General features: G+C 56.5%; 13 protein-coding genes and 2 tRNA genes. 12 read left to right on the forward strand and 3 right to left on the reverse strand.

The window, feature by feature from the left end; translation table 11 throughout:
* Positions 1–40: 40 nt before the first annotated feature.
* Positions 41–991 (forward strand): HTH-type transcriptional regulator Cbl, encoded by a 951-nt coding sequence (cbl, locus tag OGX97_RS12075; RefSeq protein ID WP_048214440.1) that lies wholly within the window; start codon positions 41–43, stop codon positions 989–991.
* 618 nt (positions 992–1,609) lie between these two features.
* Here the strand turns inward: cbl and OGX97_RS12080 are convergent.
* Positions 1,610–1,685: transfer RNA gene (locus OGX97_RS12080), tRNA-Asn, on the reverse strand.
* 99 nt (positions 1,686–1,784) lie between these two features.
* Complete coding sequence (locus OGX97_RS12085) at positions 1,785–3,272, reverse strand: EmmdR/YeeO family multidrug/toxin efflux MATE transporter (RefSeq protein WP_003846749.1); 1,488 nt, start codon at positions 3,270–3,272, stop codon at positions 1,785–1,787.
* A gap of 160 nt (positions 3,273–3,432) precedes the next feature.
* Here OGX97_RS12085 and OGX97_RS12090 point away from each other — a divergent pair.
* Positions 3,433–3,508 (forward strand) — tRNA-Asn (locus tag OGX97_RS12090).
* Between the two features lie 82 nt (positions 3,509–3,590).
* Here the strand turns inward: OGX97_RS12090 and paaZ are convergent.
* Positions 3,591–5,636, reverse strand: coding sequence for a phenylacetic acid degradation bifunctional protein PaaZ (gene paaZ / locus OGX97_RS12095; protein ID WP_279850533.1), 2,046 nt, complete (start codon positions 5,634–5,636; stop codon positions 3,591–3,593).
* Positions 5,637–5,920: 284 nt separating this feature from the next.
* Here paaZ and paaA point away from each other — a divergent pair, with 284 nt between their 5' ends.
* From paaA to pcaF, 10 genes are read left to right on the forward strand one after another with little or no spacing between them, the layout of a single operon-like run.
* Entirely contained in the window at positions 5,921–6,850 is a 930-nt protein-coding gene (gene paaA / locus OGX97_RS12100; RefSeq protein ID WP_008784410.1) for a 1,2-phenylacetyl-CoA epoxidase subunit PaaA, read from the forward strand.
* 10 nt (positions 6,851–6,860) lie between these two features.
* A complete protein-coding gene (paaB, locus tag OGX97_RS12105; protein WP_032943000.1) occupies positions 6,861–7,148 on the forward strand; it encodes a 1,2-phenylacetyl-CoA epoxidase subunit PaaB in 288 nt (95 codons plus the stop codon).
* 7 nt (positions 7,149–7,155) lie between these two features.
* A complete protein-coding gene (gene paaC / locus OGX97_RS12110) occupies positions 7,156–7,911 on the forward strand; it encodes a 1,2-phenylacetyl-CoA epoxidase subunit PaaC (RefSeq protein WP_020996485.1) in 756 nt (251 codons plus the stop codon).
* A gap of 12 nt (positions 7,912–7,923) precedes the next feature.
* Complete coding sequence (paaD, locus tag OGX97_RS12115) at positions 7,924–8,421, forward strand: 1,2-phenylacetyl-CoA epoxidase subunit PaaD (protein ID WP_008784413.1); 498 nt, start codon at positions 7,924–7,926, stop codon at positions 8,419–8,421.
* A 7-nt stretch (positions 8,422–8,428) separates the two neighbouring features.
* Positions 8,429–9,499 carry a 1,2-phenylacetyl-CoA epoxidase subunit PaaE gene (gene paaE, locus OGX97_RS12120; RefSeq protein ID WP_235124239.1) on the forward strand — a complete coding sequence of 357 codons (1,071 nt, stop codon included), beginning with the start codon at positions 8,429–8,431 and terminating at the stop codon, positions 9,497–9,499.
* Complete coding sequence (gene paaF / locus OGX97_RS12125) at positions 9,496–10,263, forward strand: 2,3-dehydroadipyl-CoA hydratase PaaF (RefSeq protein WP_008784415.1); 768 nt, start codon at positions 9,496–9,498, stop codon at positions 10,261–10,263. Before paaE ends, paaF begins: the two co-directional genes overlap by 4 nt.
* Positions 10,264–10,265: 2 nt before the next feature.
* Positions 10,266–11,054, forward strand: coding sequence for a 2-(1,2-epoxy-1,2-dihydrophenyl)acetyl-CoA isomerase PaaG (gene paaG / locus OGX97_RS12130; RefSeq protein ID WP_235124229.1), 789 nt, complete (start codon positions 10,266–10,268; stop codon positions 11,052–11,054).
* A 3-nt stretch (positions 11,055–11,057) separates the two neighbouring features.
* Complete coding sequence (gene paaH, locus OGX97_RS12135; protein ID WP_235124218.1) at positions 11,058–12,476, forward strand: 3-hydroxyacyl-CoA dehydrogenase PaaH; 1,419 nt, start codon at positions 11,058–11,060, stop codon at positions 12,474–12,476.
* Positions 12,469–12,891, forward strand: a complete 423-nt coding sequence (paaI, locus tag OGX97_RS12140; protein ID WP_003832239.1) for a hydroxyphenylacetyl-CoA thioesterase PaaI — start codon at positions 12,469–12,471, stop codon at positions 12,889–12,891. Before paaH ends, paaI begins: the two co-directional genes overlap by 8 nt.
* The gene (pcaF, locus tag OGX97_RS12145) at positions 12,891–14,096 is read left to right on the forward strand and encodes a 3-oxoadipyl-CoA thiolase (protein WP_048235626.1); all 1,206 of its coding nucleotides are present in this window, start codon (positions 12,891–12,893) and stop codon (positions 14,094–14,096) included. The genes paaI and pcaF overlap by 1 nt, the downstream gene beginning before the upstream one ends.
* Position 14,097 lies beyond the last annotated feature (1 nt).

Here is a 14,097-nt window from a genome sequence, read left to right on the forward strand (position 1 = left end):
TTTAACAATAGCGTAATGTCTGATGTGCCCGGAGCGAAACGTGAATTTCCAGCAACTTAAAATAATCCGCGAGGCGGCCCGTCAGGATTACAACCTGACAGAGGTCGCGAATATACTGTACACCTCGCAGTCGGGCGTCAGCCGACACATTCGTGAACTTGAAGATGAACTTGGTATCGAGATTTTTATCCGTCGCGGTAAACGCCTGTTGGGCATGACCGAACCGGGTAAAGCCTTGCTGGTTATTGCCGAGCGTATTCTGAATGAGGCTAGTAATGTTCGTCGACTGGCGGATCTGTTTACCAATGACACGTCCGGCGTTCTGACGATTGCCACCACGCATACCCAGGCACGCTATAGCTTGCCTGCGGTGATAAAAGCTTTTCGTGAGCTGTTCCCTGAGGTGCGTCTGGAACTTATTCAGGGTACGCCACAGGAGATTGATGTCCTGCTACAAAATGGCGGGGCAGATATCGGAATTGCCAGTGAGCGGCTGAGCAGCGATCCATTGTTGGTGGCTTTTCCCTGGTTTCGTTGGCACCACAGCCTGCTTGTTCCTCACGACCATCCATTAGTGAAAGCCTCTCCGCTCACGCTGGAGTCTATTGCTCACTGGCCGTTAATTACCTATCGTCAGGGGATTACAGGGCGTTCCCGCATCGATGAAGCATTTGCTCGCAAAGGGCTGATACCGGATATTATTCTCAGCGCCCAGGACTCGGATGTGATTAAAACTTACGTGTCGCTGGGGTTGGGGATTGGGCTGGTGGCAGAGCAATCCAGCGGCGAGCAGGAAGAGGGGACCTTAACCCGTCTGGATACCCGGCATTTGTTTGATGCAAATACCGTTTGGCTGGGGCTTAAACGCGGACAGCTGCAGCGCAACTACGTCTGGCGATTCATCGAGCTATGCAATGCAGGGCTATCCGTCGATGAAATTAAGCGCCAGGCGATGGAGCCAGATGAAGCGGTGATTGATTATCAGATTTAACTACAAAAGCCCGTGAGCGAACGGGCTTCTCTGACGTTGCTGAATGGCGGGTAGAAAGCTGCGTTACCTCAAGGTCTCCAGCCTCAGATCCTGCGTCGGCACCCGCGACAATATCGAACAAGACACCGCCCGTCCCGAATCCGCATAAATAAACTGAAATCCATTCTTCACCGAAAGAACATCTCGATTGGTAAACGTATAGAATTTATTACTCTGACTACGGCGGGCATCGGAAACATAAAAACTATTGTTTTCCCACAGCACGCTAACGTGCTGGAACAAATGAAATGTCACCTCCGCCCAGCCTCTGTCCGGGCAACGTAGCGTGACTTTCTCACCGGCTATTGTACTCAGTGGAATTACTAATAAAGCGGTTAGCGCTGCTTTCAGCAGTATCGGCATGGGCAAGTATGGGTCTCATTCTGATGTCGTTGCACGATAAGATACTTAACCATGAAGTTAACGAATTGGATCATAGAGACATTTTGCATAAGCAGACGGACATTCTCCCGTCGGCAGTATGGAAAAACCTGGTGTGGAGTGAAGCGGTCTACCTGGCGACTGGGATCGCAGAAAAGCAAAAAGCCTGCTTAGTTTCCTAAGCAGGCTTCTTAAATATGGCTCCTCTGACTGGACTCGAACCAGTGACATACGGATTAACAGTCCGCCGTTCTACCGACTGAACTACAGAGGAATCGTTTGAACGAGGCGAATATTAGCGATGCCGCTCAGCGTTGTCAAAGCCTGAATGGATAAATGCGATCGTTTGCTGAAATATTCCCCATTTCGCCGCTTATTCAGACGCAACCGGTTGTTTTATGCACTTTTCGCGTTCGGGGCGCGGGTATTTCCACAGCCAGCGGCCGGTGACCATACGCCAGTAAAATAACGCGGCGCGTACGGCCCAGTCGAAGAACATGCCTAACCAAACGCCGACAACTCCCCATCCTAATACGATACCCAGGGTGTAACCCGCGACTACGCGGCAGCCCCACATGCCCAGCATCGATACCCACATAGCAAAACGTGCATCTCGCGCACCTTTAAAGCCTGCTGGTAACACCCAGGAGGCTGCCCATATCGGCATAAATGCTGCGTTGAGCCAAATCAGGATGACTATGACCTCTTTTACATCCTGATCGTGGGTATAAAATGAGGCCATCACCCCGGCGAAAGGAGCGGTTAACCAGGCAATTGCCGTCAGGCCGATCGTCGACAGCCAGAATACATGCCGTAGCTGGATTTCAGCCTGGGCAATCTGGCCATTTCCCAGACGCCTGCCGGTAATGATTGTCGACGCGGAACCTAAAGCATTCCCCGGTAAGTTGATAAGCGCGGCGATAGAAAATGCAATAAAGTTCCCGGCGATAACGCTGGTTCCCATGCCTGAAACAAACATCTGCGTCAAAAGTTTACCGCCATTGAACAGCACTGACTCGATACTTGCCGGAATGCCGATCCCCATCACCTCCCAGATAATGGCGAGATTGAGTGGCTTAAAATAGCTTTTGAAGGGAATTCGCAGCGCGGGGTTAAAACCAATCATCAGTACCCAGATGATGGCAATCGCCCCGATGTAGCGCGAAATGGTCAGTCCCAGGCCTGCTCCCACAAATCCCAGACCTTGCCAGGAAAAGATCCCGTAAATCAGGATGCTACTGATGATGATATTCAGGATGTTCATGCCGCCGTTAATCAACAACGGTATTTTTGTATTTCCGGCTCCACGTAGTGCGCCACTGCCAATCAGCGCAATGGCTGCCGCCGGGTAGCTGAGCACCGTCAGCTCCAGATAGGTGAGTGCCAAAGCTTTAACGTCTGGCGTTGCTTCACCTGCGACAACGTCAATAATCTGTTGACCAAAATAGTGAATGACCGCTGCCAGAACGGTAGCAAAAATTGTCATGATCACCAGTGATTGTCTGGCCGCGGCTCTGGCCCGTCGACGATCTCGTTTCCCGAGGCTAAATGCTACAACCACGGTGGTGCCCAGATCGATGGCGGCGAAAAATGCCATGATGACCATATTAAAGCTGTCGGCGAGTCCGACACCGGCCATCGCTTCTTTTCCCAACCAGCTGACCAGGAAGGTACTGAGAACACCCATCAATAGCACACAGGTGTTTTCCAGAAAAATGGGGACAGCCAGCGGAGTGATTTCGCGCCAAAAGAGAACCTTATAACTCTTGCGTTTGGCATACCAGGGCGTGCGGGAAGCGACCTGGCGTAAGGCAGCGGAGACGTTCAAAGTGGACCTTAACGAAGAAAGTTGAAACCTCATTTCAAATGATGAGGGAGAATCAAAAAAGCTGCAAAGTTTTTTCTATTTAAAATGTCTGTAAATGCAACAAACTGTCGAGAGAAGCATCAATTGATTCGCATTCGAGGAAATGGGGTTTGACAAAATTTTTTTCGCCGCTAAGATAAGCCTCCACAACGATTCCTCTGTAGTTCAGTCGGTAGAACGGCGGACTGTTAATCCGTATGTCACTGGTTCGAGTCCAGTCAGAGGAGCCATATTTAAGAAGCCTGCTTAGGAAACTAAGCAGGCTTTTTGTTTTTTGTTTCAAGCCTGGTCGAGCGAAGCTACGCCGGAATCTTACGCCGGGAAATCCCCATGCTGACGAGCAACCAACGTCAGAATGGAATACAGCGCCACCGCCTGCTGGTGCTGATTAAAGATCTCCACTGACCACTCCACCACGCCGGTCGCTTTTTCTTCGGCATTGCGCTGACGTTTCACCGTTTTGCGTTTGCAGGTTAAACGCACCTGGATAGTGTCGCCCGGCTTAACCGGCTCGATAAAGCGCAGGTTTTCCATGCCATAGTTGGCAATCACCGGACCGACGCCCGCGTCAACAAACAGACCGGCTGCGGCGGAAATCAGGAAGTAACCGTGCACCACGCGCTCGCCGAAAATGGAATCGGCTGCTGCAATCTTGTCCATATGGGCGTAGAAGTGGTCACCGCTGAGGCAGGCAAAGTTAACGATATCCGCTTCGGTCAGTGTACGACGTGGCGTCAGCAGGCTGTCGCCCGGCTGGATCTCTTCGAAGTATTTACGGAACGGGTGAATACGATCTTCCTCCACCCGAGCGCCACGCACCCACTGTTGGCTTACCGCCGCGAGCATGGTTGGGCTGCCCTGAATGGCGGTGCGTTGCATGTAGTGTTTCACCGCGCGCAGACCGCCCAGCTCTTCACCGCCGCCTGCACGTCCAGGCCCGCCGTGGACCAACTGTGGCAGCGGAGAGCCGTGACCGGTCGATTCCGCCGAGGACTCTTCGTTCAGCACCTGAATACGCCCGTGGGCGCGGGCCGCACCGAGGACAAACTCTCGCGCCAGTTCGCCGCTCGCCGTCACCAGTGTTCCTGCCAGACTGCCTTCACCGGCGCGCGCCAGCGTCATGGCATGCCCGGTATTTTGATACGGCATCAGCGTGGCGACCGGACCAAAGGCTTCAATTGCATGTACCGCGCCAATTTCATCCGGCTGCGGACAAAACAGCAGCGTTGGCGGGAAGAAAGCCCCAGCCGTGCTCAGATCTGCTTTTCCGCCCATCAGCACCTCACACCCGGCTTCAACCAGACGATTCACATTATCCTGTACGTCCTGACGCTGATCGTTATTCACCAGCGACCCCATCTTCACGCCTTCCTGCGCCGGATCGCCCACTACCACTTTTTGCAGACGGGTAATCAGCGCCTCGCTGACCGCTTTCACCTGCGCCTGTGGCACGATAATGCGGCGGATAGCGGTACATTTCTGCCCGGCTTTGGTCGTCATCTCGCGCACTACTTCACGTACAAACAATGCAAACTCAGGCTGTTCTGGGGTGACGTCATCACCCAGCACGCAGCAGTTGAGTGAATCCGCTTCCATGGTGAAAGGAACCGATTTAGCCACCAGATTGGGGTGCACGCGCAGCTGCTGTCCGGTATGAGCAGAACCGGTAAAGGTCACCACATCCTGGCTGTCGAGGTGATCGAGCAGGTCACCCGCGCCGCCGCAGATAAGGCTAATTGCGCCGTTCGGTACCAGGCCACTGTCGATAATCGCTTTCACCATTGCCTGAGTGAGCTGCGCGGTGGCGGTTGCAGGTTTGATAATGGCTGGCATCCCGGCAAGCCAGGTTGGCGCCAGCTTTTCTAACATACCCCAGCAGGGGAAGTTAAAGGCGTTGATATGCACCGCAACACCGGATTTGGAGGTCAGCACGTGGCGTGCGGCAAAACCGCCCTGTTTGGAGAGCGGGATCAGTTCGTCTTCCGGCCACAGCGTATCGTCCGGCAGCTCGCGGGCACCGAGACTGGCATAAGTGAAAAGCGTGCCAATGCCGCCTTCGATATCGACCCAGCTGTCACCGCGCGTTGCTCCGGTTTGCGCGGATATGGCATAGAAATCGGCTTTCAGTTCCATTAAATGCTTCGCCACCGCTTTTAGCATCGCGCTGCGCTCAATAAAACTCATTGCCTGTAACGCTTTGCCGCCGTGCTCAATAGCAAAGCGGCGCGCCTGCGCCATATCCAGTCCAACGCTTGTCACTTCCCAAAGCGCTTCACCGGTAAGGGCGTGGTGGATGGTGCGGGTGCGGCCCCGGCCTGTCTGCCAGGCACCGGATAAATAACTGGCTAACTGCTGCATCGTTAATCTCCAGATGTGTTCCGTAATATCTCTTTAAATAGTTCTTTTATGAATCACAAAATGCAAGTGAGATTTTAATAATTTGTTAACAATGAGATCGCGAACACTTTACCTTTATTGGTTATCTATCTGTTATTAATGAATAAACAAAAACCATTTGCGACAAGTATCGCAAAATCAGCAAACAAAATTTGTGGTTTTATTTAACCAAGATGTAACTTTTATAAAAAAAGTGATTCGCAAATATTGATTTGTTGAAATTATCGGAATCATAAGGTGATGACGTGACAGAAGAACAACGCTTTGACCAGCGCATCGCGCAGGAAACGGCCATCGAGCCGCAGGACTGGATGCCGGACGCATACCGTAAGACGCTGATCCGCCAGATTGGCCAGCATGCGCACTCGGAAATTGTCGGCATGTTACCGGAAGGCAACTGGATAACCCGCGCACCTACGCTGCGGCGTAAGGCCATTCTGCTCGCAAAAGTACAGGACGAGGCCGGACACGGTCTGTACCTCTACAGCGCGGCGGAAACACTGGGCTGCGCGCGTGAAGATCTGTACCAGAAGATGCTCGACGGCCAGATGAAATACTCCTCCATCTTCAACTACCCAACCCTCAGCTGGGCGGATATCGGTGTGATCGGCTGGCTGGTCGATGGCGCGGCGATTGTTAACCAGGTGGCGCTGTGTCGTACCTCCTACGGCCCGTATGCCAGGGCGATGGTCAAAATCTGCAAAGAAGAGAGCTTCCATCAGCGTCAGGGCTTCGAAGCGTGTATGGCGCTGGCTACCGGTAGCGAGGATCAGCGTCAGATGCTGCAGGACGCCATCAACCGTTTCTGGTGGCCTGCACTAATGATGTTTGGCCCGAACGACGACAACTCACCGAACAGCGCCCGCAGCATGGCGTGGAAAATCAAACTGCACTCCAACGACGAACTGCGTCAGCGCTTTGTTGATAACACGGTCCCGCAGGTAGAAATTCTCGGTATGACCGTGCCGGACGCCGACCTACAGCTTGATGAAGCGACGGGGAAATATCGATTCGGTGAGATCGACTGGCAGGAATTTAATGAGGTCATCAACGGTCGTGGTGTCTGCAACCACGAACGTCTGGGCGCAAAGCGTAAGGCCTGGGAAGAAGGGGCATGGGTGCGCGAGGCCGCACTGGCGCACGCCGAAAAGCAACAGGCCCGCGACGCGGCGTAAGGAGAGAGTCATGAGCAAAACATACTGGCCGTTATACGAAGTTTTTGTCCGCAGCAAACAAGGGTTATCGCACCGTCACGTTGGCAGTCTGCATGCCGCCGATGACCAGATGGCGCTGGAAAATGCCCGCGATGCCTATACACGCCGCAGCGAAGGCTGCTCCATCTGGGTGGTGAAAGCCAGCGAAATTGTTGCGTCACAGCCGGAAGAACGCGGTGAGTTTTTTGACCCGGCAGAGAGCAAAGTCTATCGCCATCCCACGTTCTACACCGTGCCGGACGGCATGGAACATATGTGAGGCAACGATGAATAACCTGAATCCCGTTGCAACCTATGCCCTGCGTCTGGGCGATAACGGCCTGGTGCTGGCTCAGCGTCTGGGTGCCTGGTGCGGTCATGCGCCGGAGCTGGAGATTGATCTGGCGCTGGCTAACATCGGCCTCGACCTGCTGGGGCAGGCGCGCAACTTCCTCAGCTACGCCGCCGAACTGGCGGGTAGCGGCGACGAAGACACACTGGCTTTTGGTCGTGACGAGCGTCAGTTCCGCAATCTGTTGCTGGTGGAACAGCCTAACGGCAACTTTGCCGACACGATCGCTCGCCAGTTCTTTATCGACGTCTGGCATGTGGCGCTGTTCACTCGTTTGGTTAACAGCCGCGATAAGCAGATTGCGGCTATCGCTGCCAAAGGACTGAAAGAAGTGCGTTATCACCTGCGCTTCAGCCGCGGCTGGCTGGAGCGACTGGGGAATGGTACTGACTACTCCGCGCAACTGATGCAGAAGGCGGTGGACAATCTGTGGCGTTACACCGGCGAATTGTTCCTTGCCGACGAACTGGAGATCGCTCTGGCCAGGCAGGGCATTGCCGTCGATCCGCGCGAACTGCAAACCGAATGGCAGACGACGGTACACACTGCGCTGATTGATTCTGGTTTACACGTTCCGCAAGAGGCGGCGTTTCGCAACGGCGGTAAGCAGGGGCTACACAGCGAACATCTCGGGCCGATGTTGGCCGAGATGCAGTACTTGCAGCGTGCGTATCCTGGTCAGCAGTGGTAGCAGGGGGTGGCTATGCAACGTCTTACCGCGGTCGCACCGCCAGAGGTGCACACCGTTTGGGGGCTGTTAAGTGCGATTTCCGATCCGGAAGTGCCGGTGCTGACCATCACCGATCTCGGCATGGTACGCAGCGTTGAGCGCTGCGGCGACGGCTGGGTAATCGGCTTTACGCCGACGTACTCCGGCTGCCCGGCCACCGAGCATCTACTGGGTGAAATTCGCATGGTGATGGCGGAGCACGGCTATACGCCAGTACATATCGTCCTGCAGCTTGACCCACCGTGGACCACTGACTGGATGAGCCCGGACGCCCGCGAACGCCTGCGCCAGTATGGTATCAGCCCGCCGCAGGCCCACGCCTGTCATGCCGAAATGCCAACTGACGTACAGTGCCCGCGCTGCGCCAGCACCCATACCTCGCTGATTAGCGAATTCGGATCCACGGCCTGTAAAGCGTTATATCGCTGCGACAGCTGCCGTGAACCCTTTGATTACTTTAAATGTATTTGAGGTTGCGATGACAACATTTCATTCGCTTACCGTGGCCAACGTCGAAGCGGAAACGCGCGATGCGGTGACCATCACTTTCACCATTCCCGACGCGCTGCGTAATGACTACGCCTTCCGACCGGGCCAGCATTTGACGCTGAAAGCTCACCTCGGTGGAGAAGAGCTGCGTCGGTGTTACTCCATTTGTCGCAGCCGCTCGCCGTCGGAAATTAGCGTCGCGGTTAAAGCTATCGACGGTGGGCGTTTCTCCCGCTATGCCCAGCAGGATATCCAGCAGGGTATGGCGCTGGAGGTGATGGTGCCGCAGGGGCACTTCGGCTACCAGCCGCAGGCCGAGCGCGAAGCCGAATATCTGGCGATTGCCGCCGGGTCCGGCATTACGCCGATGATGGCGATTATTGAAGCGACGCTGACGACCGAACCGGCCAGCCAGTTCACGCTGATCTACGGCAACCGCAGCAGCCACAGCATGATGTTCCGTCAGGCGCTGGCCGATCTGAAAGACCGCTATCCGCAGCGTTTACAGGTGGTGCACCTGTTCAGTCAGGAGTCGATGGACAGCGATCTGCTACAGGGTCGTATTGACGGCGACAAACTGCGTGCGCTGAGCAAAAACCTGCTCGATTTCAGCCGCTTTGACGACGCCTTTATCTGTGGCCCATCGGCAATGATGGATGAAGCCGAAGTGGCACTGCGCGAACTGGGCATAGCGGAAAAATCTATTCACCTTGAGCGTTTCAATACGCCGGGGACCAGCGTGAAACGCGCCACCGGCGTGCAGGCGGAAGGCCGCACGGTCACCCTTCGTCAGGATGGGCGCGATCGCCTGATTTCACTGAATGCGGAAGATGACAGCATTCTCGACGCTGCGCTGCGCCAGGGCGCTGACCTGCCGTTCGCCTGTAAAGGCGGCGTGTGCGCCACCTGCAAATGCAAGGTGGTCAGCGGCGAGGTGGCGATGGCCGCCAACTACAGCCTTGAAGCCGATGAACTGGCGGCGGGCTATGTGCTGAGCTGCCAGGCGCTGCCAACCAGCGGTGACGTAGTGGTCGACTTCGATGCGCGGGGGATGGCATGAGCGAACTGCTGATTTCCCGTCACGACCGTGTACTGCAACTGGCCCTGAACCGTCCGCAGGCGCGTAACGCCCTGAACAATGCGCTGCTAACGCAGATTGCTGACGCGCTGGAAAGCGCGGCGGCGGACGCCAGCATCAGCGTTTGCGTGATTAGCGGCAACCCGCGCTACTTCGCTGCCGGAGCCGATCTCAACGAAATGGCGGAAAAAGATCTGCCCGCCACTTTCGACGATATTCGTCCTCGCCTGTGGGCACGTATTGATGCCTTCAACAAGCCGCTGATCGCGGTGGTTAACGGTTACGCGCTGGGCGCGGGCTGCGAGCTGGCGCTGCTGTGCGACCTGGTGATTGCAGGGGATAACGCGCGCTTCGGCCTGCCGGAGATTACTCTCGGCACCATGCCAGGGGCGGGCGGTACGCAGCGGCTTATCCGTAGTGTTGGTAAAGCGCTGGCCAGCCGAATGGTGCTGAGCGGTGAAAGCATTGATGCCGAACGAGCGCAACAGGCCGGGCTGGTGAGTGACATTCACCCGGCGAACCTCTCCGATGAATACGCGCTCAAGCTGGCGGCGACCATCGCCCGTCACTCACCGCTGGCGCTGCGGGCGGCAAAACAGTCTCTACGCGCTTCGCAAGAAGTGGGTCTCCAGGCCGGTCTGGTGCAGGAACGTCAGCTGTTTACGCTGCTGAGCGGCACCGAAGATCGTCGTGAAGGCGTCAGCGCCTTTTTAGAAAAACGCACACCGGAATTTAAAGGACGCTAATCGTGGACGCATTTATTCTCAGCGAAGTGGAGCAGGGCGTGATGACTATCACCCTGAACCGCCCGGACCGACTCAACAGCTTTAACGACGTGATGCACCAGCAGCTTGCCGACTGCCTGAAACAGGCCGAGCGCGACGACACCATTCGTTGCCTGCTGATCACCGGCGCCGGACGCGGATTTTGCGCCGGACAGGATCTGAACGACCGTAACGTTGACCCGAGCGGCCCCGCGCCGGATCTGGGCATGTCGGTGGAACGCTTCTACAACCCGCTGGTGCGCCGCTTAGCCGCGCTGCCGAAGCCGGTTATCTGCGCCGTCAACGGCGTTGCCGCTGGTGCTGGTGCCACGCTGGCAATGGGCTGCGACATCGTCCTTGCCGCGCGCTCGGCGAAGTTTGTCATGGCCTTCAGCAAGCTCGGTCTGGTGCCGGACTGCGGCGGAAGCTGGGTGCTGCCGCGCGTAGTCGGTCGCGCTCGTGCCGTGGGTTTGCTGATGCTTGGCGATAACCTCAGCGCCGAACAGGCCGCGCAGTGGGGCATGATCTGGCAAGTGGTCGACGATGCCGAGTTGAAAGATGCCGCGTTGACCATGGCGCGCCATTTCGCGACGCAGCCGACCTATGGCCTAGGGCTGATTAAGAAAGCCTTGCAGCTTTCCGAAACCAACACGCTGGATCAGCAGCTTGAGCTTGAGCGCGACTACCAGCGCATGGCCGGTCGCAGCGACGACTACCGCGAAGGGGTCAGCGCCTTTCTCGGCAAACGCCCACCACAGTTCAGCGGGAAATAAGCCATGACGCAAACTCTTCATCGCGTTGCCGTGATCGGCGGCGGAACAATGGGTGCAGGTATTGCCGAGGTGGCTGCCAGCGCCGGACATTCGGTCCTGCTGTATGACATTTCCGCTGAGGCGATTACTCGCGCCATTGAGGGTATTCGCCAGCGACTCGACGTTCGTGTTGGTCGTGGAAAAATCAGTGCGGAACAGGCCAGTGAGCTGCTGGGACGGATCGCCCCCGCGACTGAACTGAATCAGCTTGCCGATGCACAACTGGTGATTGAAGCCGCTTCCGAGCGGCTGGAAATTAAAAAAGCGCTGTTTAATCAGTTGGCGGAGATCTGTTTGCCGTCAACGCTGCTGACCAGTAATACCTCGTCGATCTCAATTACCGCAATTGCGGCGGGAGTGAAGCATCCGGAACGTGTGGCGGGGCTGCATTTCTTTAACCCTGCACCGGTGATGAAACTGGTGGAAGTGGTGAGCGGCCTTGCCACCTCAACTGAGGTAGTCGAGCTGCTTTGCCAGTGCGTAATCGCCTGGGGCAAGCAGCCGGTGCGCTGCCGCTCAACGCCGGGTTTTATCGTCAACCGCGTGGCGCGTCCGTACTACGCTGAAGCCTGGCGCGCGCTGGAAGAACAGGTTGCGTCAGCGGAAGTGATTGATGCGGCTCTGCGTGACGGCGGCGGCTTCCCGATGGGACCGCTGGCGCTGACCGACTTGATTGGCCAGGACGTCAACTTTGCCGTGACCTGTTCGGTGTTTAACGCCTTCTGGCAGGACCGCCGTTTTCTGCCGTCTTTGCTGCAACAGGAGCTCGCTCTGGCGGGGCGTCTGGGAAAGAAGAGCGGTTACGGCGTCTATCGCTGGCCTGCTGAGGTATCGCCTGAACTGGCTGTTGCAGCGGTAGCGCCTGAAAATGCAGCAAAAAATATCAAGCGTGACGTTGTCACTGAACTGGATGATGTGCTGCTCCTTGAAACTACCGGTGAAACCGCGCTGGCCTTAAGCGTGCAGCACCAGCGCCCGGTGGTGGTGTATGACCATGCTGCGGGCGACACCGTCGTTCTGGCAAGCGCACCAACCAACCCGGCTTCAGCCACCGACAAAGCGGTGTACTACTTCCAGCAGCAGGGCAAAAAAGTGCTGCGTATTGCCGACTATCCAGGGCTGCTGGTATGGCGCACGGTAGCGATGCTGGCGAACGAAGCGCTGGATGCGCTGCAAAAAGGAGTCGCCAGCGCCGAGGATATCGATACCGCCATGCGCTTGGGGGTCAACTACCCGCACGGGCCGCTGGCCTGGGGCGAATCGCTCGGCTGGGGACGTGTGCTGCGTCTGCTGGAAAATCTACAACAGCACTACGGCGAAGAACGCTATCGCCCGAGTGCGCTGCTGCGCCAGAAAGCGCTGATGGAGATGCGTCATGAGTAACGAAGCCTGGCGCAACGCCCGCGCCATGTATGTGAAAGACACCTGCGCGCAGGCGCTGGGGATTGAAATTATTGAGATGGACGACGGTTATTCACAGATGACCATGACCGTGTCGCCGTCGCAGCTGAATGGCCATCAGACCTGTCACGGCGGGCAACTGTTTTCACTGGCAGATACTGCCTTTGCTTACGCCTGCAACAGTCAGGGACTGGCAGCAGTAGCCTCAGCGGCCAGTATCGACTTTCTGCGTCCGGCCTTTGCAGGTGACAAACTGACCGCCACCGCGCGGGTCAAGCAGCAAGGCAAACTCACTGGCGTTTACGACATTGAAATTGTCAATCAGCAACACAAAACCGTGGCTCTGTTTCGCGGCAAATCCCACCGCATCGGTGGCACGATTACAGGAGAAGTCTAATGCGTGACGCATTTATTTGTGACGGTATTCGTACCCCGATTGGTCGCTACGGCGGGGCGCTGGCAGGCGTGCGTGCCGACGATCTGGCGGCCATCCCGTTGCGTGAATTACTCAACCGCAACCCACGCCTGGATCCCAGCGCTATTGACGATGTGATCTTCGGTTGCGCCAACCAGGCGGGCGAGGATAACCGCAACGTGGCGCATATGGCGACCTTGCTGGCGGGGTATCCGCACAGCGTTGCCGGCACGACCATCAACCGTCTGTGCGGCTCCGGGCTTGATGCGATCGGCTTCGCTGCTCGCACGATCAAAGCCGGTGATGCCGACCTGCTGATCGCTGGTGGTGTTGAGTCAATGTCACGCGCGCCGTTTGTAATGGGCAAAGCGACCGTGCCGTTTCAGCGTCAGGCAGAAATGTTTGATACCACCATTGGCTGGCGTTTTGTGAACCCGCTCATGCAGCAACAATTCGGAACTGACAGCATGCCTGAAACGGCGGAGAATGTAGCTGAATTGTTAAATATAAGCCGAGGGGACCAGGACGCCTTTGCGTATCGCAGCCAGCAGCGCACGGCGAAAGCCCAGCGTGACGGCATTCTGGCGCAGGAAATTGTGCCGGTACAAATCATTGGCAAGAAAGGGGCAGTTAGCGCAATACGTGAAGATGAACATCCGCGTGCAGAAACCACGCTGGAGCAACTCGCACAACTGAAAACACCGTTTCGTAAGAACGGCGTGGTCACCGCAGGCAATGCCTCTGGGGTGAACGACGGCGCGGCAGCAATGATCGTAGCCAGCGAGCAACACATAAAGGCCCAGGGACTAACGCCGCGTGCACGCATTGTCGCGATGGCGACGGCGGGCGTGGAGCCGAAGTTTATGGGGCTTGGGCCAGTTCCTGCGGTACGAAAAGTGCTGGAGCGCGCCGGGCTGAATATCAACGATATGGATGTGATTGAGCTGAATGAAGCCTTTGCCGCCCAGGCGTTGGGTGTGATGAGACAGCTTGGACTGGCAGATGACGCAGAACACGTGAATCCCAATGGGGGGGCTATCGCTTTAGGTCACCCGCTGGGGATGAGCGGTGTGCGGTTAGCGCTGGCTGCAACGCTGGAGCTGGAACGACGCAATGGACGTTATGCGCTGTGTACGATGTGTATTGGCGTGGGTCAGGGCATTGCCATGATCCTTGAGCGAGTGTGAG

The organism is Citrobacter sp. Cpo061 (assembly GCF_030332845.1).
Taxonomy (GTDB): domain Bacteria; phylum Pseudomonadota; class Gammaproteobacteria; order Enterobacterales; family Enterobacteriaceae; genus Citrobacter; species Citrobacter portucalensis.

Excerpts from the sequence above, each read along its gene's own strand:
- paaD (WP_008784413.1), top strand. The coding sequence starts at position 7,924 with ATGCAACGTCTTACCGCGGTCGCACCGCCAGAGGTGCACACCGTTTGG.
- paaB (WP_032943000.1), top strand. The coding sequence starts at position 6,861 with ATGAGCAAAACATACTGGCCGTTATACGAAGTTTTTGTCCGCAGCAAA.
- paaH (WP_235124218.1), top strand. The coding sequence starts at position 11,058 with ATGACGCAAACTCTTCATCGCGTTGCCGTGATCGGCGGCGGAACAATG.
- paaI (WP_003832239.1), top strand. The coding sequence starts at position 12,469 with ATGAGTAACGAAGCCTGGCGCAACGCCCGCGCCATGTATGTGAAAGAC.
- paaC (WP_020996485.1), top strand. The coding sequence starts at position 7,156 with ATGAATAACCTGAATCCCGTTGCAACCTATGCCCTGCGTCTGGGCGAT.
- paaZ (WP_279850533.1), bottom strand. The coding sequence starts at position 5,636 with ATGCAGCAGTTAGCCAGTTATTTATCCGGTGCCTGGCAGACAGGCCGG.
- OGX97_RS12085 (WP_003846749.1), bottom strand. The coding sequence starts at position 3,272 with ATGAGGTTTCAACTTTCTTCGTTAAGGTCCACTTTGAACGTCTCCGCT.
- pcaF (WP_048235626.1), top strand. The coding sequence starts at position 12,891 with ATGCGTGACGCATTTATTTGTGACGGTATTCGTACCCCGATTGGTCGC.
- paaE (WP_235124239.1), top strand. The coding sequence starts at position 8,429 with ATGACAACATTTCATTCGCTTACCGTGGCCAACGTCGAAGCGGAAACG.
- paaF (WP_008784415.1), top strand. The coding sequence starts at position 9,496 with ATGAGCGAACTGCTGATTTCCCGTCACGACCGTGTACTGCAACTGGCC.